20 protein-coding genes are annotated in these 23,594 nt (G+C 30.4%); 15 read left to right on the top strand and 5 right to left on the bottom strand.

Features of this window, described 5'->3' with window-relative positions; genetic code table 11:
* Positions 1-27: 27 nt before the first annotated feature.
* The 11 genes from HM986_RS05210 to HM986_RS05260 all read left to right on the top strand — a co-directional run bounded on the left by HM986_RS05210 (position 28) and on the right by HM986_RS05260 (position 14,578).
* A complete protein-coding gene (locus HM986_RS05210) occupies positions 28-1,500 on the top strand; it encodes an MBOAT family O-acyltransferase (protein WP_179333993.1) in 1,473 nt (490 codons plus the stop codon).
* Positions 1,501-1,502: 2 nt separating this feature from the next.
* Positions 1,503-2,960 (top strand): hypothetical protein, encoded by a 1,458-nt coding sequence (locus HM986_RS05215; protein ID WP_179333994.1) that lies wholly within the window; start codon positions 1,503-1,505, stop codon positions 2,958-2,960.
* A 145-nt stretch (positions 2,961-3,105) separates the two neighbouring features.
* Positions 3,106-4,566, top strand: a complete 1,461-nt coding sequence (locus tag HM986_RS05220; RefSeq protein WP_179333995.1) for a hypothetical protein — start codon at positions 3,106-3,108, stop codon at positions 4,564-4,566.
* Positions 4,567-4,778: 212 nt separating this feature from the next.
* The gene (locus HM986_RS05225; RefSeq protein ID WP_179333996.1) at positions 4,779-6,083 is read left to right on the top strand and encodes an MATE family efflux transporter; all 1,305 of its coding nucleotides are present in this window, start codon (positions 4,779-4,781) and stop codon (positions 6,081-6,083) included.
* 14 nt (positions 6,084-6,097) lie between these two features.
* A complete protein-coding gene (locus HM986_RS05230; RefSeq protein ID WP_179333997.1) occupies positions 6,098-7,006 on the top strand; it encodes a sulfotransferase family protein in 909 nt (302 codons plus the stop codon).
* A gap of 6 nt (positions 7,007-7,012) precedes the next feature.
* Positions 7,013-8,404 (top strand): O-antigen ligase family protein, encoded by a 1,392-nt coding sequence (locus HM986_RS05235; RefSeq protein WP_179333998.1) that lies wholly within the window; start codon positions 7,013-7,015, stop codon positions 8,402-8,404.
* Positions 8,391-9,194 (top strand): glycosyltransferase, encoded by an 804-nt coding sequence (locus tag HM986_RS05240; RefSeq protein ID WP_179333999.1) that lies wholly within the window; start codon positions 8,391-8,393, stop codon positions 9,192-9,194. The genes HM986_RS05235 and HM986_RS05240 overlap by 14 nt, the downstream gene beginning before the upstream one ends.
* Positions 9,191-10,393 carry an O-antigen ligase family protein gene (locus tag HM986_RS05245; RefSeq protein WP_179334000.1) on the top strand — a complete coding sequence of 401 codons (1,203 nt, stop codon included), beginning with the start codon at positions 9,191-9,193 and terminating at the stop codon, positions 10,391-10,393. The genes HM986_RS05240 and HM986_RS05245 overlap by 4 nt, the downstream gene beginning before the upstream one ends.
* Positions 10,386-11,522 carry a glycosyltransferase gene (locus HM986_RS05250; RefSeq protein WP_179334001.1) on the top strand — a complete coding sequence of 379 codons (1,137 nt, stop codon included), beginning with the start codon at positions 10,386-10,388 and terminating at the stop codon, positions 11,520-11,522. Before HM986_RS05245 ends, HM986_RS05250 begins: the two co-directional genes overlap by 8 nt.
* Positions 11,523-11,727: 205 nt before the next feature.
* The gene (locus HM986_RS05255; RefSeq protein ID WP_179334002.1) at positions 11,728-13,074 is read left to right on the top strand and encodes an exopolysaccharide biosynthesis polyprenyl glycosylphosphotransferase; all 1,347 of its coding nucleotides are present in this window, start codon (positions 11,728-11,730) and stop codon (positions 13,072-13,074) included.
* Positions 13,075-13,165: 91 nt separating this feature from the next.
* Positions 13,166-14,578, top strand: a complete 1,413-nt coding sequence (locus HM986_RS05260; RefSeq protein ID WP_179334003.1) for an exopolysaccharide biosynthesis polyprenyl glycosylphosphotransferase — start codon at positions 13,166-13,168, stop codon at positions 14,576-14,578.
* Here HM986_RS05260 and HM986_RS05265 read toward each other — a convergent pair.
* Together HM986_RS05265 and HM986_RS05270 are read right to left on the bottom strand one after the other, a co-directional pair.
* Positions 14,575-15,735: a glycosyltransferase family 4 protein gene (locus tag HM986_RS05265; protein WP_179334004.1), complete on the bottom strand. Its 1,161-nt coding sequence runs from the start codon at positions 15,733-15,735 to the stop codon at positions 14,575-14,577. The genes HM986_RS05260 and HM986_RS05265 overlap by 4 nt on opposite strands.
* Before the next feature lie 7 nt (positions 15,736-15,742).
* Entirely contained in the window at positions 15,743-17,053 is a 1,311-nt protein-coding gene (locus HM986_RS05270; RefSeq protein WP_179334005.1) for a phenylacetate--CoA ligase family protein, read from the bottom strand.
* A 247-nt stretch (positions 17,054-17,300) separates the two neighbouring features.
* Here HM986_RS05270 and purD point away from each other — a divergent pair, with 247 nt between their 5' ends.
* Positions 17,301-18,572, top strand: coding sequence for a phosphoribosylamine--glycine ligase (gene purD, locus HM986_RS05275; RefSeq protein WP_179334401.1), 1,272 nt, complete (start codon positions 17,301-17,303; stop codon positions 18,570-18,572).
* On the opposite strand, the gene HM986_RS05280 is transcribed toward purD, so the two are convergent.
* Positions 18,567-18,794 (bottom strand): DUF6341 family protein, encoded by a 228-nt coding sequence (locus HM986_RS05280; protein ID WP_179334006.1) that lies wholly within the window; start codon positions 18,792-18,794, stop codon positions 18,567-18,569. The genes purD and HM986_RS05280 overlap by 6 nt on opposite strands.
* Before the next feature lie 68 nt (positions 18,795-18,862).
* Between HM986_RS05280 and HM986_RS05285 the strand changes: the two genes are divergently transcribed.
* The gene (locus HM986_RS05285) at positions 18,863-19,780 is read left to right on the top strand and encodes a DUF6427 family protein (RefSeq protein WP_179334007.1); all 918 of its coding nucleotides are present in this window, start codon (positions 18,863-18,865) and stop codon (positions 19,778-19,780) included.
* Here HM986_RS05285 and upp read toward each other — a convergent pair.
* Positions 19,769-20,428 (bottom strand): uracil phosphoribosyltransferase, encoded by a 660-nt coding sequence (gene upp, locus HM986_RS05290; RefSeq protein ID WP_179334008.1) that lies wholly within the window; start codon positions 20,426-20,428, stop codon positions 19,769-19,771. The two genes, HM986_RS05285 and upp, sit on opposite strands and share 12 nt — an antisense overlap.
* Positions 20,429-20,500: 72 nt before the next feature.
* On the opposite strand from upp, the gene HM986_RS05295 reads away from it, so the two are divergent.
* Positions 20,501-21,109, top strand: a complete 609-nt coding sequence (locus HM986_RS05295) for a DUF4254 domain-containing protein (protein WP_179334009.1) — start codon at positions 20,501-20,503, stop codon at positions 21,107-21,109.
* 50 nt (positions 21,110-21,159) lie between these two features.
* The gene (locus tag HM986_RS05300; RefSeq protein ID WP_246288450.1) at positions 21,160-22,176 is read left to right on the top strand and encodes a glycosyltransferase family 9 protein; all 1,017 of its coding nucleotides are present in this window, start codon (positions 21,160-21,162) and stop codon (positions 22,174-22,176) included.
* Between the two features lie 260 nt (positions 22,177-22,436).
* Here HM986_RS05300 and HM986_RS05305 read toward each other — a convergent pair whose 3' ends face one another.
* The gene (locus HM986_RS05305) at positions 22,437-23,495 is read right to left on the bottom strand and encodes a ferredoxin--NADP reductase (RefSeq protein WP_179334010.1); all 1,059 of its coding nucleotides are present in this window, start codon (positions 23,493-23,495) and stop codon (positions 22,437-22,439) included.
* Positions 23,496-23,594 lie beyond the last annotated feature (99 nt).

Genomic DNA, 23,594 nt, shown 5'->3' on the forward strand with positions numbered 1-23,594 from the left:
TTTTATTAAGAAACCACATTATTTTATATGTTATTTAATTCGCTCGATTTTGCTATATTTTTTCCTATAGTTTTTGTGCTTTATTGGCTTGTAGCTAAAAACCTTACTTTAAGAAATATTCTAATTTTAGTTGCTAGTTATACCTTTTACGGTTGGTGGGATTGGCGTTTTTTGTTTTTAATTGCAGTGAGTACATTAGTCGATTTTTATGTGGGTAAACAAATGCATAAAACAGAAGACAAGCGCAAGCGAAAACAACTACTTTTTGTAAGCCTATTTGTTAATTTAGGGTTCTTAATTTATTTTAAATACACTAACTTTTTTATAGAATCATTTGTAGATTCGTTTCGATTATTTGGTAAAGCACTTGAGGTATCCACATTAAATATAATACTTCCTGTTGGGATTAGTTTTTATACATTTCAGACCTTAAGTTACACTATTGACATCTATAGAAGACAGCTAAAGCCAACGAATGATATTATAGCATTTAGTGCTTTCGTTGCTTTTTTTCCGCAGCTTGTTGCCGGTCCTATTGAAAGAGCGTCTCATTTATTACCTCAATTTTATAAAACCTACACCTTTAATTATAAGCTTGTAAAGTCTGGCCTGTTACTAATGGCTTTTGGCTTGTTTAAGAAAATGGTTATTGCAGATCGGGCAGCACTTTACGTTAATCAGGTTTATAATAATGTGGATGATTATGGAGGTGTTGGCTACATGTATGCAACCGTGCTCTTCGCATTTCAAATTTATTGTGATTTTTCTGGTTACTCAGATATTGCCATTGGTTTAGGACGTACCATGGGATTTGATTTAATGAAGAATTTTAATAGTCCTTACATTTCAAAATCATTAACTGAGTTCTGGAGACGTTGGCACATTTCGTTGTCTACTTGGTTTAGAGATTATCTGTATATTCCTTTAGGAGGAAATAAAAAAGGTAAATTTAGAACTTACGCTAATATTTTTATTGTGTTTGTAGTGAGTGGTTTTTGGCATGGAGCTGCCATGACTTTTATTATTTGGGGAGCTATTCATGGTGTAGTTTTGATGATTGAAAAAGGCACTTTTACTTTTAGAAAAAGAGTATTTAGTAAATTAGGTTTAGATAAAGTGAATTTTTCTAATCATCTTTTCTTTGGATTCATCATATTTAGTATTGTCTGTTTCGCATGGGTCTTTTTTAGAGCGAACTCACTAAGTGATTCTTTTCAAATAGTTTCGGGATTTTTTAATAATTTCAATTTAAGCAATATATTTAAAAAGGATACCTATTTAATAGGTTTTAAACCTAATGAGTTTAAGATAATTAGTATTGCTATTTTATTGCTGTTTCTGTTTGAATATTTGCATAGAAAACATAATGTTATAAAGTATTTAAATAACCAAGCAACAGTATTTAGATGGTTGTTTTATTTAAGTATTGTATTATCAATAGTTGTATTTGGTATTTATGGAGACAGAAATATTCAAGAGTTTATTTATTTTCAATTTTAAATATGAGAGCTTTACTAAGCAAATCTTTAGTTTTTGCAGCGATTTTAGTCTTTATACTTTTAAAGATTGAGCCTTATTTTGTGGATAATTCTAGCTGGGATGTTAGTTCCTTTAATTCATTTTATGAAGAAGACAAGAACTCATCAGATATTGTTTTTATAGGTAGTTCGCATTTAAATAAAGGGATAGATACTTATATTTTAGATGCCAATTGTAACACTAATTCTATAAAAATTAGTGGTGCAGGAATGAATATTGCGCAAACCTACTTTAATTTAAAAGAAGTTCTTACACGTCAATCACCAAAAATTGTATCTATAGAAACTTTTGGATTAATTGTGCCTAATGACAAGTACAATAACAGCATAGATGAAAATGGAAACATGGTATTAAAATCTTATAATACAGAATATTATAAGAGATTTGGCATGGCTAAATTAGAAGAAATAAGCAGTATTTATCCTGATGATAAAGTATTCCATATGTTTAATTTTTTTAGGTTTCATGATGTATGGACCGATGTAGAAACGTTATCAAAATCTATTGATGCTAAGTTGTCTTTTAATCCGAAGAAAATAAATCAAGACATCAATAAATATACAAGTTATTTTTCTGATGTTCAGATGAAAGCTTATCAAAATAAGGAATTTGATACTAAAGATTTTTTCATATCTGATGATGAAAAGCTGTTTTTAGAGAAAATCATTCAATTGTCTAAAGAACACAATTTTGAATTGTTGTTTTTTACGGTCCCAGTATTAGATGTCTATTATAAGAAAACGGCAATAGGCTTTAAAAGAGTTGAAAATGAATTAAGAGAAATTTTTAAATCACATAAAAACATTACGTATTACGATATAAATTCTGGAGTTGGTGGCTATGATAAAACACGTTTTTTGCCGGGTAATGTTAATAATAATCAACACCTTAATTATAAAGGGATAATTAACACGACTCATTTGGTATCGAAATTTATAAAGAAAAATTATAAGTTTGATTCTCATTTAAAAAAGCCGGTTAGGTCTATTGAAGATATTTTATACAGTCATAGAAAGATAGAAAAAGACACATCATTCTTAAGTTATATTTCAACTGTAAATGGAGTCAAATTTAATGTTGATGGCAAGGCGAAAACTACAATTGTTATTCCTAAAAATCAAAAATACATCACGATTAAGGGGTGGATGTTTAAAGACGAATTACCTTCAAGAAAAACAACTAGAAAAATAGCTCTAAAGAAGAATAACAGTTTTATTTTTATCTCTAAAGGAGATTTAAGTAAACGGTCTGTAAAAAATATAGCCAATAAATACGGAGAAGATTATTTAGAATCTGGATATCAGTTTAAAATAGATAAAAATGCCCTAGAAAAAGGGAAGTATAAAATTTACAATATTATAGAATCTGATAAAGGTGACATCTTAGTTAAAGATATGTGGAAATGGATAACTATAGAATAATCTTGAAGTAAAAAATGATTAAAAAAAATGAATGTAATAAACGACGTAAGACATAAAACTCAGTAAATGAGAGCTATATTATCGATAATTAGTTGTGGTTTACAAAGAGTCTATATAAACAAGAGTTTATTTTAAGTTTTGAGGTATGAGGGGTTTTTTTATTAAAAGTATTCTATTTTTAGGTGTAATCTTGTTTGTTATTTATAACATTGATCAATACTTCGTTGAGGATAGTGTAGATTTTAGAAAATACTTCTTTTTTTATAAGAAGCCGTCTAACTCCTTAGATGCAATTATAATCGGTAATTCTCACGCGCATTGCGGGTTAAATTCTAATATTATTTCTGCTAAATGTAATTTAAATACGTACAACCTAAGTATGGCTGGTACTAATTTAAATGAAATGTACAGTTCTTTAAAAGAGGCTTTAAAGACACAAACTCCAAAACTTGTAATTGTTGAAAATTTTGCTTTTCTAGCTCCCGGTCAACCTCAAAATATCACAGATAAAAAGGGAAATGTAATTATTAATAATCCAAATTATGTTTATGCTAAAAAATTAAGTTTCGATAAAATTATCGAAGCCGATAGCATTTTTAAAGATAACAACGTTGTATTAAATTCATTTAATATTTTTAAATATCATGAGGTTTGGTCAGATACCGAAAAACTTTCAAGTGTATTAAGTAAATATCTTTCAGATGAATATCAAACACAGTTTTATGATAATGCATTGGGAACTAGAATTATTAGCGAAAATCGAATAAAAAAGTTTCAAGAAACAGTTTTTGACGACCCAATTAGTATTTCAAAAGATCAAAAGAAGATTCTAAATGATCTAATTGCCTTATCAAAAAAGAATAATTTTCAGTTGGTATTCACTACGGTTCCATTTTTAGATATCTATTATGAAAAAACTAAATCATCTTATGATTTTGCTTATAATCAATTAAAAAATATAATTTCTAAACACAAAAATGTAAGTTTATTTGATATAAATGAATCTAAAACATTTGGATCAAGTTTTATATTAGATGAAAAAACGAATACACTCCAGAATCAGCATTTAAACTATAAAGGGCAAATTCTTGCGAGCAATTTACTCGCAAATTACATTAATAAACATATAGACATAAAGGGTTCTGATTATAATTGGAAATATAGCCCTGAGGGTGTAGCTTATAATTTAAAAGGAGGCACTAAAGATTCAATTTTTCTAGGTTCCGTTAATAAGGTAAATTCGACGTTATATCACAGACAGAATAAATCACCGCTAAAGGAGATAAAAGTGTCTAAAAAAAGTAAATATGTAACATTAGAAGGCTGGATGAAAAGAAAGGGTCTAAAAAATTCAGATGCGAAAAAAATTATTGCTTTTAAAGGAAATAATAATTTTATTTATATTACTGTTAACAATGAAGTCAATGAAAGATCTGCTCCATGGGTAGAGGAAAGATACGGACCTGAATTTATTAATAGTGGCTATAAATTAAAATTTCAGAAGGCGTTGTTAGAAAAAGGGAGTTATACTGTTTATCATATTTTACAAAACAAGCAGGGCGAATGTTTTATTACAAATACATACAAAAAAATAATAATTGAATGAATAAGGATTGCTTTCCAAAATACCTAAGCGTTGATAGGTTTCCCTAACCCAAATAAAAGATTACTTTTGCTTCTTTCTTGATTATTCTATTTATCATTAGTACAATAAACAACTAAAATTGCGCTCCAACGTTATATCTAAAATAATCCTAAATAATTTTTGTAGACATTAATAGTTGCTTCTGCATAGAGAAAAAATAATTCTTTCTGAATATGGACATTAACGCAATAGTTTCAAAATTTTTAAAATCTGATCTTATGGGTAAGAGTTTGAAGGTGCTGGCTATTAAAGTTACTGGAGTGCTTTTACTTTTTCTACTTTCTCTGTTTTTAACAAATTACTATTCTCCTAGGACTGTTGGGCAGTACGATTTTGTGCGTTCAATATTAATGATAATTGGAGGGCTTTCTATATTAGGGACTAATCAATCTATAATATATTATTCGGGTCATTTTAAATCTCAAAACACCTTAGGATCGCTTAAAAACGTTTATTTCAAAATGCTAGCAATTATTGTTTTGGCATCTTGTGTTATGTTATTTTTAAAACTTATAATACCCGATAAGATTATAAATAATCTATTTAGTAAAGATGAAGCGTCTTATCTTATAGATAAGGTGGTGTATTCAATCGCTTTATATGCTATTACCTTTTTAAATATAGATATGTTAAGGGCTATGGGTAAAACGATTTTATCAGAGTTATTTAGAAATATTTTCAGGTATACTCCCTTTTTTATCTTGGCTATATATTTAGCTTACACCTCAAACGAGGTTTATCTAATTGATGCCTATTTGTTAAGTTTTTCATGTTTGGCAATAGCGTCATTTATAATTATATATTTAAACATTAAAAAAACAGAATTTCAGACCCAAACTTCTGAATTAACCTATAAGCACGTATTTTTAAAGTCTTACCCAATGGCAATAAGTGCACTGTCGTATTTTTTAATGCAAAGTGTAGATATTTTACTTTTGGCGAAGTATAGTACTTTTGAAGAAGTTGCTTATTATGCTGTTGCGGTTAAGCTAGCAACAATAGCATCTCTTGCGCTTTTATCGGTAAATATTATCATAGCACCAAAAATTGCAGAAATGTATTCTAATAATGATTACAATGCATTAAAGACGTTGCTCAAAAACAGTAATAGACTTATTTTAGCCTTGAGTTTTCCTGCTATTGCGTTTATAGCAATTTTATCAGAATGGATTCTCGGTTTATTTGGAAATAAATATGTTTTAGCCCAAATACCACTTTTAATCATTTTATTTGGACAGTTGTTTAATTCGTTATGTGGCCCTGTAGGAATCTATATGAACATGACAGGAAAACAGAATAAGTTACAAAGAATGCTTATTTTTGGCTTATTAATTAACGTTGTATTAAACATCATTTTTATTCCTAAATATGGTATGATCGGAGCAGCGTCATCAACTGCATTTAGTATGATTTTGTGGAAATCTATGGCTGCGATTATAAGTTATAAGAATGATAAAGTGAAGACGTTTATATCTTAAAATTAAAACAACGAATGAGCCTACCTAATTTTATTGTTTCTGGTTTTCCTAAATGCGGATCTACAGCGCTGCATTATTATTTAAATGAGCATCCCGAAATTTATATGCCAAAGCAGAAAGAATTGCATTTTTTTACCAATCATATTTTAGGTAAACAAAATCAAGGTCCGGGTGATAAAGAAATAAAAAAAACACAAATTAAGTCGCTTAAAGCTTATAAAACCTGTTATCAGAATGTTACAAATGAAGTCGCAATTGGAGACGCTTCGCCATCATATATAAATTATCCTACTGAATTTGAAAAAATTAAAAAAGAGTTAGATAATCCTAAGATAATTATCTTGTTACGAGATCCCATCAAAAGAGCATATTCTAATTATTTGCATTTAGTGAGGGCACATAGAGAAACACTAAGTTTTTATGATGGCTTAATGGAAGAAACCAAACGTAAAGAATTAAGTTATTCAGATTTTTGGTATTATACCTTCAACTCTTTGTATTTTGATAAAATAAAAGCTGCTCAGGCCGTTTTTGATGATGTATTAATTATCACTCAAGAAGAATTATCAAGTAACACCGAGTCTACAATAAGTAATATCTTTCAATTTTTAGGAGTCGATAGTACTTTTGAACCCTCTAATTTAGATAAGAGATATAATCCAGGTGGTTCATACGAGAGTAATTTTATTACTAAGATGATCTTTAAAGAGAATAAGCTTAAAACCGCAATTAAAAAGAATACACCAGTTCCAAAATGGGCTAAGCATTTAAAACAAAACATAATTAAAAAATTTAAAGTAGATACACCTGAAATTGATAATAAAACAGAGGACTACTTAATTGAAGTTTTTAAAGCAGACGTTAATAATTTAAAAACATTAAACGTAGATGTTTCAAAATGGAACTTTAAATATTTTCAATAACTTATAATGAAGCCAGTTACTAATTTAAGAAAAATAGCGCTATGGCTGTTTCTATTAGGTCTATTCTTTATACCATTTAATTCATTTGAAGGTTTTGGGATTTTAGGGGAATATGATAGAGATTCTTGTGTACTATTTTTTTTAATGTCTTCTTTGTTTGTCTTCTTAACTGGTAAAATAAAAATACCGTATAAAAATTTAATTTTTCAACTATTAATGGTAATGATTGCTTGGTTTATTATTTCCGTAGCATTTAATGGTTATGATTTAACTCAGTATTATTTTAAACATACCTCGGGTATTTCTCGCTTTGTTAGGCAGTTAATCGCTTTACTTATTTCAACTATTGTTCTTTTCATTACATTCTATAATATAATTGAAAATGCTAATTTAAAAGAGATTTTTTTTAAAGTTAGAAAGGTGTTTTCCTATTCTTTATTTGTTGTTGTCGTTTATGGTAGTATTGAGTTTTTGATTGTGAAGTTGAAAATGGATGGCCTACGGCCCACATTATATCTCTTTGATTATTTTCCTTTTACATCTGTAAATATTGATAAATGGACCAATCGTATTTCCTCTGTTACATTTGAGCCTCCTGCTTTAGCAACATATTTACTCAGTATTGCAGGTTGGATGTTTAGTTATATTCTTACAGGAAAAACGTTTAAGCGTTTTATACCTGGCTTACTTGTTATTATTTTTTCGTTTTTGTCAGAATCTAGAGCGGTATTTTTTATCATTATTGTACAGGCCTTTGTATTTGTTCTATATTTAATTAAAGACAGAAAATATAATAAACTCTTTGTTAAAATAGCACTAATATCAGTGTTTGCAAGCTCGGCAGTGCTGATATTTTTTATGAGAACAACTGTAGATTATGTTTATAATGAGTTGACTTCTTTTAAAATTGATGATGGTGTTCACTCTACATCAAATAAGACGCGATTTGGTATACAGACAGCTATGTATGAAGTTTTTTTAGAAAACCCAATTATAGGAACGGGTTATGGACTTCAGGCTTTTGAATCTAAAGATAAATACCCAGAATGGGCTACCGTAGATAATTGGGAGTTTAGACTAAAACATTTAAACGAAGATCATGTCCCATTTCCTCCTGGTTTTAATTTATATCTTAGAATATTGGCGGAAACAGGAATTATAGGATTTATCATATTAATTTTATTTCTAATTAGTATTTTGCTTTGGTGTTATAATAAAGCATTTAAGAAGCAAAACGAGCATACTATTATTGCACTTGTTGTAACAATCTCTATGGTAGGTTTTGTTTTTAATTGGTTAAAAACAGATACATTTAGGGTTTATGCCTTCTGGTTATGTCTAGCATTTATAATGGTAATGATTAAATCAAATAAAAAGTTAATTAATGAATCAAAGTAGACTGATCCTCGTAATGGCACATTACAATAACCCTAAAGGGTTAGAAGAGTCACTGGCATCTATAAATGAACAAATTGATATTGATATCCTTGTGGTTGATGACGGAAGTGAGCAGAAGCCAAATGAAGATGTGTTACACCAAATTTATACTTCTGGTAAAATATTCTTTGAGTATTTAGAAGAAAATAAAGGAGTGGGAGTTGCTGCAAATCTTGGGTTAGAGGTGGCGTTGAAAAAGAAATATGAATTCATTGGTCGTTTTGATTGTGGTGATACGTTTGTGCAAGATAAATGCTCTAAACAAATTAATTATTTAGATCAAAATAAGGAGGTAAAACTATTAGGCACTTGGGCAAACGTCATTGATGAACATGGAACGTTTTTACACGAACTAAAGCATCCTACAGATTATGAAACGCTAAAGAAAAAAATGTATTTAAACAGTATGTTTTTAAACCCTTCAGTGATATTTTATTCTGAAATTTTAGAAAAAGTTGGTAATTATCCTTTCGAGTATCGAAGAGCCTCACAAGACTATGCGTTTTTTTTCAAAGCGCTAAAGCATTATAAGGTTGAAAATTATCCAGAGATATTAATGTATTATGTCTCTGACCCTAATTCTATTTCTACACAAAAAAGAAGGCTTCAAGTGTTAAATAGGATTCGTATCATTTTAGATAATTTTTATTTCGGTTTTTATCCAATTTATGGGTTGTTTAGAAATATTCCGTTGCTATTTGTGTCAAGAAAGCTGACAACTAGATTGAAGAAAAAATTCAAATTGAATTGAGATTATTACACAACATATATCACTATCTGTTTTATGCATTGGTATTTGTCATTCCGTTTGAAGATGATATTAGGGCGGTGCCAAATATTCTTATCGGAGTATTATTTGCCTTACTTCCTTTTGTAGATAAGCGGTTTATTAAAAAAATCCTTGCACACAAAATATATATTATAGCGATTGTAATTATACTTTTTATAACGTTATCATCATTAATTATTGGTACAGTTTCGGAGGATCTGTACGTTATAAAAAAATTACTTACTACAGGCGCAGTACTAGTATTATCCCTTCCTATAAAAGTGAACTTTAAGCTACTGTTAGTTTTTATACTAGCGGTAACTTTAGGTAATTTTATTTCTATATTTAATCTCGCCAACTACACTTTAGGAGTAGGATCATTCGAAATTGCATCAGGGCAACATATCAATGATTTATTATTTATAGAACGTCTTTATTTTGGGTTTTTAAACTCCTTAAGCGTTGCTTTTTCTCTAAAAATATGGTCTAAAATACCTAAGAAATATAGGCTATTTCTTACGGTTAATATGTTATTAAGTGCCTGCCTGTTGTTTTTAGTGGTATCTAGAATGGCAATCATAACGGTTTTATTATTATTTATGATAAAAGTTTTTTATGAAACAAGTTTAAAAAAATCACTGATAACAATTACATTAATATGTGGTTCGGTTGCGGCGTTTTTTTTATTCAACGATAATTTAGCGAAACGTTTTATGTATGTGGATAAGGCAAATGATTTCTTCTATAAAATAAGAGAGTGGGAGCCAAGATATGTTATTTGGAATTGTGCGTTCTCGCAGGTAACTAGCCCCGAACACAAATTACTTATAGGTGATGGTTTTAATAAAACACAAGAAAATCTCAATAACTGCTATAGCCACTCAATGTCTAAAAAAGAACGTGTAGCCTATTTTTTAGATACTCAATTTAATACCCATAATCAGTATTTAGATTTATTGTTAAGTAAAGGGCTTATTGGTTTAGCCATTTTTTTATTTTTAATTTATTGGCTTATAAGACAAAATAATAAGGATATTAATCAATTAAATATTCTATTGGTATTGGTGTTATTTGCTTTAATTGAAAATTTATTTCATAGACAAATAGGAGTATATTTGTTCGCGCTAATTTTAATTGTGTTAACCCCAATCAAATCAGAAGATAATTTATTAGATGAGTAGAAAAAAAATTGTTCATATTCTTCATTCTATAGGCGGAGTAGATACCTCTTTAAGAGTTTTACTGAAATCTATCGATTCTTCAAAATTCGAGAATATTGTAATTCATGGAACAAAAGATAATTCAAATTTCTTAGACGATAATAACAACTACATAAAGGACTACAAAATACCTATTGAGCGAGATATAAATGTTTTGAAAGATTTTAAATCTATTATCAAGGCTTATAAAATAATTAGAAAAGAAAAACCAGATTTAATTCACGCTCATAGTGCCAAAGGCGGACTCGTAGGAAACACAATAGGCTTTTTATTAAACTCAATTAATGTTTTACATACTCCACAGGCTTACTCTTTTTTAAGTGCGAGTAATGGTCTTAAACGCCGTTTTTATGTATTAATAGAACGAGTTCTTAAGAATAAAAAATCGATTTTATTGGCTTCATCTAATTCTGAATTGGAAAGAGGTATAAGCGAAATAAAATATAAGAAATCTAAAACAGCACTTTTTAATAATTGTATTGCGCCAATTACGTTAGATCCAGAGTTTAGTGATATATCACGTTATAATCTTCCTGATGAATATATTTGTACCGTTGGAAGACCATCATATCAAAAAAACATTGAGTTGATGATTGAGGTATTAAAGGAGGTTAAAAAAGAAATTCCGAATGTTCATTTGGTCATAATGGGTATTGGAGTGGTGAGTCCTAATACAGAAAACGTAAAACAATTAATAAACAGCTACGGTTTAGAGGCTAATACGACTTTGATAGAATGGACAGAACGCGAAAGAATTTTTCATATTGTATCTAAATCAAAATTGTACATCACTACGGCTAGATATGAAGGTCTACCTTATGCGGTAATTGAAAGTCTTGCCTTATCTAAAACGATAATCGCAACCGATTGTGATGGGAATAGAGATCTAGTTTTTGACGGGAAAAACGGATATTTAGTAGAGGCAGAAGATATTAGTTTGATGAGTAAGAGAACGATAGAGCTCATAAAAAATGATTCTCAAAGATTAGAATTTGAGAAAAATTCACTTGAGGTTTTTAATCAAAATTTTAACTTAGAAGTAAGCATTAAAAATTTAGAAGCTCTATATTTAAAATATTGTATAACGTGATAGATTCTATTTTTTCTTATGTTAGTTTATAACATTAAGTTCATATAGATAATCGTATGCTTTTTGACTGAGTAGTTCCGTTCCTTTCACTAATTTGTGTAATCCTCTTAAGTTTTGAAATTTATACTCAATTTTATCCATATTACTTAGATTCAATTATATTTGCCTTAGAAACTTGAGTTGTTATATAGATTAGAGGATTATTATGAATGATAGATTTTATACACAATTACTAAGACCTGTTCTGTATATTATCGATTTACTGTTAGTTTGTTTGCTACTAATTAAACTTTTAGCGGTAAATATCAATATAATAATTGCGCCAATTCTTTTTTGGACTATACTTTCTTTATTTTCACCTTTAAAAAATGGAAATAAAACTTTAAGAATTATAAGAATTATTTGTGTAACCTTAATAGTTAGAGTTTCTCTTTTTCTATTATTAATCCTATCGTATTTCTATATTATAGATTACAAAATAGGTGTTTTTAAAATAGTTAATTTCTACTTTTCCTTATTTTTTGTTCTATCCCTTTGGAGAATACTCGCCTTTATTTTAATCAAGCGATATTTGCGTTATAAAGGCATTTATTATAATAATGTAATAATTATTGGTCACAATGATTCTACTAAAAAGCTAGAATATTTCTTTGAACATAATAAAGATCATAATTATAAGTTTAAAGGATTTTTTACGAATAAAGAAACAAAAAAGAAATTAGGAAATATATCACAATCTTTCAATTATATTAAAGAGAATAAGATTGATGAAATATACTGTTCTGTAAAAGAATTGTCTGATGAGCAAATGACTGAATTGGTTTATTTTGCTGATAACAATTTAAAAACATTAAAGCTTATTCCTAATAACAAATATGTCTTTTCTAAAAAATTAAAGTTTGAAAATCACGACCTTATTCCAATATTTTCGTTAAGTAATATCCCTCTTAAGGATAACTTAAATATAATTATTAAAAGGACTTTTGATATTGCATTTTCGCTCTTAGTTATAATTGGGTTTCTTTCATGGTTTACACCGCTAATTGCGTTATTGATATTATTTGAATCAAGAGGAGATGTTTTCTTTAAGCAATTAAGATACGGAGCTGATTTTAAGCTATTTGCATGTTATAAGTTTCGATCAATGAGCTCCAATATGGAGTCTGATAGTGTACAGGCGTCAAAAAATGATATGAGGGTTACGAAAGTTGGGAAATTTATAAGGAAAACGAGTATTGACGAATTACCACAATTTTACAATGTATTGTTCGGAAGTATGTCCGTAGTAGGACCTAGACCATTATTATTGAGTCACACGAATGATTATAAAAATAAAATAAACAAGTTTATGGTTAGGCATACCGTAAAACCTGGTATAACTGGTTTAGCTCAAGTTAGTGGATACAGAGGAAATATAGAAAAAGATTCTGATATGCATAATAGAGTTAAATATGATATTTTTTATATTGAAAACTGGTCTATGTTTTTAGATCTTAAAATTATTATTAAAACTGTTTTAAATGTTATTAAAGGAGAAGAAAAAGCTTATTAAATAATACTATTTATTCTTAAATTATGAACGCCTTCCAAGTAAGTGTTCAATTATAAATCCACAAGCCCCTTTTTAAATAGATCAATAAAATATGGAATATATAAGAGGAAGATATTCATGGGTGTTAAGACCATCATTGATTATATATGATCTCTTTGTTATAAATTTCCTTGCTTTTAATTTGTTAAACTTTAATAGCGAAGACTTATACTTTTTCTCCACTGAGATATTTAATAATAAAAATATATTATACCTAATTTACTCCATAATATTTTGGCTTTTATCTACTCATTTACTGAAGTTTTATAAAGTTTATAGGTATACCTCAGTACTAAATATACTCTCACTTATTTTAAAGCAGCTTTTTGTATACAGTTTCCTTGTCTATGCGTTTGAGGGCTTTTTTAGAAGTATCAATATAGAGGTAACAGTGACTCTAAAATATATAGCCTATTCCTTTATAGCTATTAGCTTTGCTAAGTTACTAAGCTATTACGTTTTAAAATCTATTAGAATATATTTAAAAGGAAATTTAAGGAATATTCTTATAATCGGAGGAGGAGAAAGCGTAAACGCAATAAAGAAAATATTTCGAGAAAAGAAAGAGTTAGGGTATAGTATTCAAGCTGTTTTTAGTAATGTCCACAATGAAGAAAATTCCGGTTCTATTGAAGATAGCTTTGCTTATCTAGAAAGTAATAATGACAATATCGATGAGATTTACTGTTCAATTTCAGATTTGTCAGAAAAAGAACTTAACGAGTACGTAAGGTATGCTAATATAAATCACTGTAATATTAAATTTATACCAAACACTAAAAAATTAATTACTAAACGTTATAAAATAGATTACTACAACTACATACCCGTTTTGTCTATACAAGAAGTAGCATTAAATAATGAGGTGAATAAACTTTTTAAACGGGCATTTGATATTGTTTTTTCAGTATTAATAATTGTTTTTGTACTCTCATGGCTTTCAATTGTTTTATTTATTTTAATTAAACTAGAGTCAAAAGGGCCTCTCTTTTATAAGCACAAAAGAACAGGAATTAATTATAAAGCATTCTATTGTTATAAATACAGATCACTTACCACAACCGAGGAGTCAAAAGGAACGTATGTGAGCCAAAACGATAAACGCGTTACAGTTATTGGTAAGTTTATAAGAAGAACAAGTATAGATGAATTGCCACAGTTTGTTAATGTTCTAAAAGGAGAAATGTCTGTCGTTGGTCCAAGACCACATATGCTTACATATACTGAGGATTATTCTAAGAAAATTAGCAAGTATAATTTTATCTACAGACATAATGTTAAACCAGGTGTTACAGGTCTAGCACAAATTAAAGGATATAGAGGTGAAGTTAAACGTGATAAGGATATTATAAACAGAGTAAAATACGATAATTTTTATATAGAAAATTGGTCACTCTTACTAGATCTGAAAATTATCGGATTAACGGTTATTAACGTTGTTAAAGGAGACGATAATGCTTACTAAAGCTCTTTTTTGAGGAGTTCTAATTGTTTTTTGAAATCAAACTTAAGTTTAGCCGTATCTTGAATGGCTTTTTTTAAGCTGTATTTCAAATCTTCTGTGGTTATTGATCTTAGTGTAGTGTTCAAACACTCATAATTACCTTCTTTAGCGACCCACCCTAGCTTGTTATTCTCAATAATAGATTCACCTTCACCTCCCCCAAAATAAAGCATTGGTAAGCCTAATTTTGCGTACTCAAATATTTTTGAAGGTACAGAGCCATAAATTCTATTTAACAACGGAATAACAGTGATGTCATAATTTAGGAGTGCTTTGTGTAGTTCATCTCTATTCACTCTGCCATGAAAAAATAGCGGTAATTCTCTTTTATAATCAATTAAGCTTTTAATGGCCTCTTCTTCAGCACCAGAACCATAAATATGAAACTCAATAGTATCATAATCAATTTCATTACAAAGTTTATATATGCCTTGTGCTACACCTAAAAGCCCAGCATAGACTAGTTTTATTTTACCATGAGATGATTCTTTTTCAGTGAGTTTTGGAAATTCAATTTCAGGAAAATTTCTGTATAGAAACATTTTAGGTGCTGTTGTTATGGTTTTAATATGGGTAAGAATCTCATTACTTTGTCCTAAAATAAGATCTGCTTTCTTATAATTGAAGGCTTCAAGTTTCTTCAGCATTTTATAGGCAAAACCTTCTTTTAAAGCCCCCAATTCTAAGCCTGCACTTGGCCATAAATCGCTCACATTCAAAATTAATTTCCTTCTTTTAGACCTCAAAAAAAACATACATGTAAACGAGACTAATAGCGGAGGGGATTGTACTATCACTTTATCTGGAATTTTGTTCCATATAAAAAACCATATCAAACTAAAACTATAAGAAAGCATTGCTATTAAACGCAAAAATTTATTCTTAGAAACCGAAGCATAAATCCATAAACGAGTAATTTTAATACTGTTTTCTTCAGTTTTAGAACTAAATTTTCCTTTATAATCTGCAAAAATCTTTCCTGTTGGGTAATTTGGAAGAGGAGTGACCACACTAACATCATAGTCTTCCTTTAAGCCTTCCGCCAAATGATAAATGCGATTTGAAGCGGCCCCAATCTCTGGTGGAAAATAACTTGTGATAATCATTAATTTCTTCAAGAATACTTTATTTTAAATGAGACGTGAATTGTTGCAGTTTTCCGGATTTTGAACGCTTAAGTTTTAGAACACGCTCAAAATTAATGGTAATATCAGGTTCCAAATAACGGATCACTTCGGTTTTTATCGTGGTTTTTTCGGTTTCAGATAGTCCAATTTTACTAACATAACTAATTTTAAACGTATCTAAAAGCGATTGCTCAACAATAAACTCTGAAACATTACCATCATTCTCAATCACACTTTTGGTGATGTAATAAAAAGTTAATCCGGCAGCTTTCTTTCCACTAGGTAATACAACAATACTATTTGTTCGTCCAATTAGTTTTTTCAGAATAGGTTTTCTGATAGTACTAGCTTCCGATAACACACCAATATCGCCAATATCGTAACGAATAAAAGGATGAGCTTTGTTGTACAATGATGTAATAACGACTCTACCTTCTTCACCATAGGGTAAAACCATATTGTTTTCATCTAAAATTTCAACATAGAGTGTTTCACTATTTACTTGCCACTCATCCTTTGGATTTTGAAATGCAATAAGGTCTAATTCTGAAGCTCCATATTCATTTATAATAGGAAGCCCAAATTGAGTTTTGAGTAATCGTTTATCATCATCAAATAACATTTCAGATGTTACAATGCACGCTTTTAGACTTGGACAAACCGATTTTAAAATAATATTATTACGCTTCAAATATTTTGCAAATTGTACAATAGAACTGGTATAACCATTAATATAATCGAAATCTGTACTTTTAAATTTGTTTAAAGTGACTTCGAAAGCATTATCACTCAAATCAAATACTGAAAACCGAAATCGGTTACTAAAAAAGTCTTTCAATCGTTCTTTATAATAGCCTTTTTTGTCTAATGGAATTCCGTAAAAACGTGCTTGTTTAGAGCTGTTAAAATCTATGCCATACCATCCAAACCGGTTCATTATTTCTGCCCAGGTCAACGCGTGGCACCATTTGTCTTTAGCAAAAATAAAAGGATCACCAGAGCTACCAGATGTTTTATTAACATATACATTTTTAGATGTAAATCCATTACTTAAACGTTGTTCTAATGGTTGTTGTAAATGACGTTTGGTAATAATAGGTACAGAGTTCCAATCATTAAAATCAATAGATTTTCCTAAGGTTTTATAAAACGAATTATGCTCTAAATGATAAGAAATAATCGCTTTTTTTTGTGTTTCAACATAAGCTTCAAACTCCAAATTAGATTTTGTTTGAATTTGAGTCAAAGCAGTTTTAGCCTCATTAATAGCAAAGCCATTTACTTTTAAAGAAAAATCGAATATGCGCAAAGTGTTTTTTGCCTTTAAGGTTTCCGTAAATTAATTGTTTTTTAAACTTAAAACCAATTATTTTTGCAGAGAACTCATTTCGACTTTTAATTTTAATCCGAAAATTATGGCTTTTGTGTTCTAATGAAATCGTTGTTTGGTTGCATAGCCAAAAGTTATGGAAGCTAAAAATGGTAAAATTAGAGTGCAAAATGTATGTTTTGCAGGAAAAAGAAAAAGTCTAAATGAGTTCTTAAAAATTTTAGACATGAATATTTTAATACTTGGCTCTGGCGGAAGAGAACACACATTTGCATGGAAACTAGCACAAAGCGACCGATGTACGTCACTTTTTGTAGCTCCAGGAAACTCAGGAACCCGTGCAATCGCTACCAATTTAAATATTGGTGTTACTGACTTTGAGGCGATTAAATCAGCAGTTTTAGAACATAAAATTGATTTAGTGGTGGTCGGACCAGAAGATCCATTAGTACAAGGTATTCACGATTTCTTTTTAGAAGATGAGGCTTTAAAAAATGTGGCTGTTATTGGACCTCAAAAAGCAGCTGCAGAATTAGAAGGCAGTAAAGAGTTTGCTAAAGAGTTTATGATGCGTCATAACATTCCTACGGCAGCTTACGAAAGCTTTACTAAAGCCAATGTAGAGCAAGGGTATAAATTTTTAGAAACGCTCAATGCTCCTTATGTTTTAAAAGCAGACGGATTAGCAGCAGGTAAGGGTGTTTTAATCTTAAATGATTTGCAAGAGGCAAAAGACGAACTAAAAAGTATGTTGGTGGATGCCAAATTCGGTGAGGCAAGTACTAAAGTTGTCATTGAAGAATTTTTAGACGGTATTGAATTGAGCTGTTTTGTATTAACTGACGGAAAAGACTATAAAATTCTTCCAACTGCTAAAGATTATAAACGTATAGGTGAAGGAGATACAGGTTTAAATACAGGAGGTATGGGAGCGGTTTCACCAGTACCATTTGCGACAAAAGAGTTTTTAGATAAAATTGAAAATGAGGTTGTAAAACCTACGGTTCAAGGCTTAAAGAAAGATAACTTACCTTATGTTGGATTTATTTTTATTGGTTTAATTAAGGTTGGAGATGATCCAAAAGTGATTGAATATAATGTTAGAATGGGTGATCCAGAAACAGAAGTTGTATTACCCCGACTCAAAACAGATTTAGTTACGGTTTTTGAAGCAATGGCAAATCAAACCTTAAGTGAAGTCACAATTGATATTGACGAACGCGCAGCAACAACAGTAATGTTAGTTTCGGGTGGTTACCCTGAAGCTTATGAAAAAGGCAAAGAAATTACTGGCGTAGATACTGTTTCTGAGTCTATCGTATTTCATGCTGGGGCTGTTGAAAAAGATGGTAAAGTGCTGACCTCGGGGGGGCGGGTTATGGCAATTACGTCTTACGGAAATACGTACCCAGAGGCCATAAAAAAATCTTATCAAAGTATAGAAAAACTACATTTTGATAAGATGTACTATCGTAAGGATATTGGTTTTGATTTATAAATAAGAATGGGAAGAAATACTTTTATCTTCTTCTCCGTTCTCATTGTATTTCTTAAGTTGTAACATCCAATATACAAATGCAACCACTCCGATGGCCATAAATATCCATGACATTGTGTTAGCCGCAAACCAGCTTTCTAGCTCTAATGCTTTAAGTGCATCAAATGGTGCAAATAACACATTTACAAATAAATCCGCTATTCCGTTAAAGAAATCATTCATAACTTTATAAATTTACACCAATTCTAATTTCGAATTGGGATTGAGCAGCAAAAATACAAAAAGAGTTAATGATAACAAGTATTTTTAGTAAATCTAAACCTATAAACTTCATATTTGTTGCGGTTTATGTTTGTGTATTGTTTGTAGTAACCAATTATTCTCTTCTTTTCTCAGGTGTAAATAGTTCTCTTGCAACGTTTTTTAAGTGGGCTGTAACATTATTTTTAGTTTTTTTAATCGACTTTATTGTTTCTAAAAATAACCTTACGCAACGCAATAGTTATGCTATTATGACCTTTGGTTTGCTGTTTGGTATGTTTCCAGAAACAATGAAGCATACAAATTTACTCTTAGCTAATCTGTTTATTATTTTTGCCTTAAGACGGTTAATAAGTTTACATTCTAATTTACACATAAAAAAAAAGCTGTTTGATGCAGCATTCTGGATAGCGTTAGCAGCTTTATTCTATTTCTGGTCATTGCTGTTTTTTGCTTTAGTGATTGTCGCTTTGATTTATCATTCGCAAAATGATTTTAAAAATGTTATTATTCCATTTATGGGAGTTGCTACAGTTTTTGTATTACTCTTAGTTTATAATATCAGTGTGGAGGATGTCTACCTAAAACCTACAAATTTTAAACGTTACGCTAGTTTAGATTTTACAGCGTATAACAGCAAGGAAAATATTTTAAAATTTACAGTATTATTTACATCTTATATATGGACGCTTGTCTATTATTTTAAAAACATTCCTGATAAAAATAAGAAATTGAAGCCTTCCTATTTTTTGATAGCCTGGGCCTCCATGATAGCTATTTTAGTGGCTATTATTGCACCTGTAAAAAATGGAAGTGAGTTTCTGTTTCTATTTATGCCATTTTCAATTATTATGGCAAATTATATCGAAGTAATTTCAGAACGTTGGTTTAAGGAAGTTTTTATAGCACTGTTAATCCTAGTGCCAATTATTGGCTTACTGTTGTAATTTGTTTCCAAAAGCTAAATCACCAGCATCGCCTAAACCGGGAACAATGTAGCCTTTTTCATTAAGTTTCTCATCTATAGCTGCAATCCACAGTTTTACATTTGGGCCAAATACTTTAGAAACATAATCAACACCTTCTTGTGCACCTATAACACTTATTAAATGAATTTCTTTTGGTGTGCCAAATGGCTTTAAAGCTTCGTAAGTAGCCACCATAGATTGTCCTGTGGCGAGCATCGGATCAGCTAAAATCAAAGTTTTACCTTCTAAGCTAGGACAAGCTAAATACTCAACAACGATCTCAAAGCTTTCCGGATTATCTTTGTGCTGCCTGTAGGCTGAAATAAAAGCATTTTCAGCAGCGTCAAAATAATTTAGTAAGCCATTATGAAGCGGAACACCAGCTCTTAAAATAGAGCATAAAACAATATCCTTTTCGTGTAAGACGGTTTGAGAATTACCTAAAGGGGTTTCAATAGTAGTGGCATTAAATTGAAGCGATTTACTCAATTCATAACCTATTATTTCTCCAATACGTTCAATATTTCTTCGAAAACGCATGCTGTCTTTCTGAGCCGATTTATCTCTTAATTCAGACATAAACGTATTTAAAATTGAAGGTGTATCAGAAAGGTTGTGAATTTGCATATTATGAGAATTAGTTCAGTCGTTAAAGTTAATAATTCCTACTATATTTGTAAACATTAAATCAATTTCATTATGTTTTCACAAAAAGCAAATGCTATATTTCAAGAGGTTATCAAAACCTATAAAGTTTTAAATACAGTAGATCAATCGTTTACTAATAAGTATGATAAAAAGGACGATCTCATCGCGCATTTGTTGTATAGAAAATCTTGGATTGATACGGTTCAGTGGGCGTACGAAGATATTATTAGGGATCCAAATATTGATCCGATTGCAGCTTTAAAGTTGAAACGAATGATTGATGCTTCTAATCAAGATAGAACAGATACGGTTGAATATATCGATAGTTATTTTTTAAATAAATACAAAGATGTAACTGTAAAACCGGATGCTAAAATCAATTCTGAAAGTCCTGCTTGGGCCATAGATCGTTTATCAATTTTAGCGCTTAAAATATACCACATGCAACTCGAAACGGTTAGAGAAGACGCTAGCGATGCACACAAAGCAGCTTGTACAACAAAACTTAATGTTTTATTAGAGCAACGTGTAGACTTAAGCACTGCAATAGATGATATGCTTACCGATATTTCAAATGGTGATAAGTACATGAAAGTGTATAAGCAGATGAAAATGTACAATGACGATGAGCTTAACCCTGTTTTAAGAGGACAGAAATAATTTAGTAGACCTAGCAGGTTTCTAAAACCTTGCAGGTTTGCTTAATCAACATGCCAAAACCAAAACACATACTAGTTCTTAGGTTTTCTGCAATGGGAGATGTAGCCATGACAGTTCCGGTGTTGCGAGCATTAATGGCTCAACATCCCGAATTAAAAATAACCGTCGTTACAAGATCATTTTTTAAGCCCTTCTTTCAAGATTTAAAAAGCGCAAGCATTTATGAAGCCGATTTTAAAAGAAAACATAAAGGCATTTTAGGACTTTATAAACTGTCTAAAGAATTAAAAAAGCTTCGTTTTGATGCGGTTACAGACCTACACAACGTACTACGTAGTAAAATCTTAAAATTATTTTTCTTCGGAAAAAAAGTAGTGGTATTAGATAAAGGTAGAGCAGAAAAGAAAGCACTAACATCAGGTGCATCTTTTAAGCAACTAAAAACCACACATCAGCGTTATGCTGATGTTTTTGAAGATTTAGGGTTCACAGTAGATTTATCCAATCCAATATTTCCAAAACCAAAGACTTTAACGGAGAAACTAAGTACGTTTATTTCAAACAAAAGTTTCAAAACTATAGGCATTGCTCCTTTCGCAGCACACGAAAGTAAAATGTATCCCTTAGAGCAAATGGAAACTGTAATTGAGGAGCTTTCGAAAGACTATAATGTTGTTTTATTTGGTGGTGGAGCTAAAGAAATAGCGCTTTTAAATCAGCTTGAAACCAAATATAATAACGTAACATCCGTTGCAGGAAAATTGAATTTAGAGGAAGAATTAATTCTTATTTCAAATTTAGACCTCATGCTAGCTATGGATTCTGGCAATGCGCATATGGCAGCTATGCTGGGCAAAAAAGTAATCACAATTTGGGGAGTAACACATCCTTTTGCTGGGTTTGCACCGTTTAATCAAACTATAGATTTTGCGCTTACAGCAGACAGAACTCAGTTCCCATTAATCCCGACCTCTATTTATGGTAATAAATTTCCTGAGGGTTACGAGGATGCAGCTGGTAGTGTTTCTGAAGCGGTGATTGTTTCAAAAATTAAAGCGGTTATATAGAATTAAAATCTTCTCAATACAATTTTATCTTGCATCAAAAATCACTCCAAGTGACATTATTTCTTTTAGATGGCTATACGTCAGTTCGAGTGAAATTCGTTTTTTAGAATTTTGTATCGAGAACCTATCGAAAATAAAAAAAGACCTTTGAAGTTTTAAAAACTTGAAAGGTCTAAGGTTTTTTTGAAATCTACTTAAAATGATTTTTAGATAAGTAAGAATCTAATGATCCAAAAATCTAACTAATCTAATAATCTAGATTAAACATCATCATAATCCACCGCAAGAGTGGCCGAAGTTGGATGTGCTTGGCAAGTCAATATTAAACCTTGAGCAACTTCACCATCCGTTAAAATATTATTCTGACGCATCTCTGCTGTACCTTCGGTAACTTTTGCAATACAACTACTGCAAATTCCTCCTTGACAAGAATAAGGCGCGTCGATATCTTGCTTTAAAGCAGCTTCAAGAATGGTTTGTTTTTGTGACATGTTAAATTCAAACTCTTCCTCATCAACCACGACTTTAATTTTAGTTTCACCAGAAGTTTTGCCAATAGTAGCATCAGAACCTGCTTCAACAGGAGCTGTAAACAATTCAAACTTAATCGCTTTTTCCTTTACACCATTTTCGATCAATACATCTTTTACGGTATGAATCATTTGCTCAGGTCCGCAGAGGTAGAAATTTTCTATGGTAACACCTTTGTACTTATTTTTTACGATGAGGTTCACCGTACTTTTTTCAATACGTCCAAATAAGGCATCCGTTTCTTGAGACTGACTGTATATAAAATGCGCATGAAAACGATTATCATAATGTTTTTTTAGTTGCAATAATTCATCAACAAACATAGCGTCTGCCAACGTTTTATTACCGTAAACTAATATAAAGTTACTAAATGGTTCTTCTTCCAGTAGCGTTTTAGCAATACTAAGCACTGGAGTAATTCCACTTCCAGCAGCAAAGGCAGCAGTTGTTCTTGTTTTGGCAGCATTAGCTTCAAATACAAAACGTCCGTTTGGTTCTGCAACCTCTAAGACGTCACCTGCTTTTAAGCTAGTGTTGGCGTAAACAGAAAACGTTCCATTTTCAACCGCTTTTACGGCTACAGTAACGTTACCACTATTCTGAGAAGCACAAATAGAATAATCTCTACGGATGTCTTCGCCATTAATAGTCGTTTTTAACGTGATGTATTGTCCGGCTTTAAAGCTGAATTGTTCTTTAAGGTTCTCAGGGATATCAAAGGTTATCGCAACAGAATTGTCTGTTACTTTATCTACTGATTTTATAGTGAGTGAATGAAAATGTGCCATTAAAAATAATTTTTCGCAAAGATAAACAATCTCTTACAGACCTAGCAGGTTTTTAAAACCTAGCAAGTCTAAAATTTTAATAAAACACAATACATAAGT

This window comes from Winogradskyella costae (genome assembly GCF_013403865.1).
GTDB classification, from domain to species: Bacteria; Bacteroidota; Bacteroidia; order Flavobacteriales; family Flavobacteriaceae; genus Winogradskyella; species Winogradskyella costae.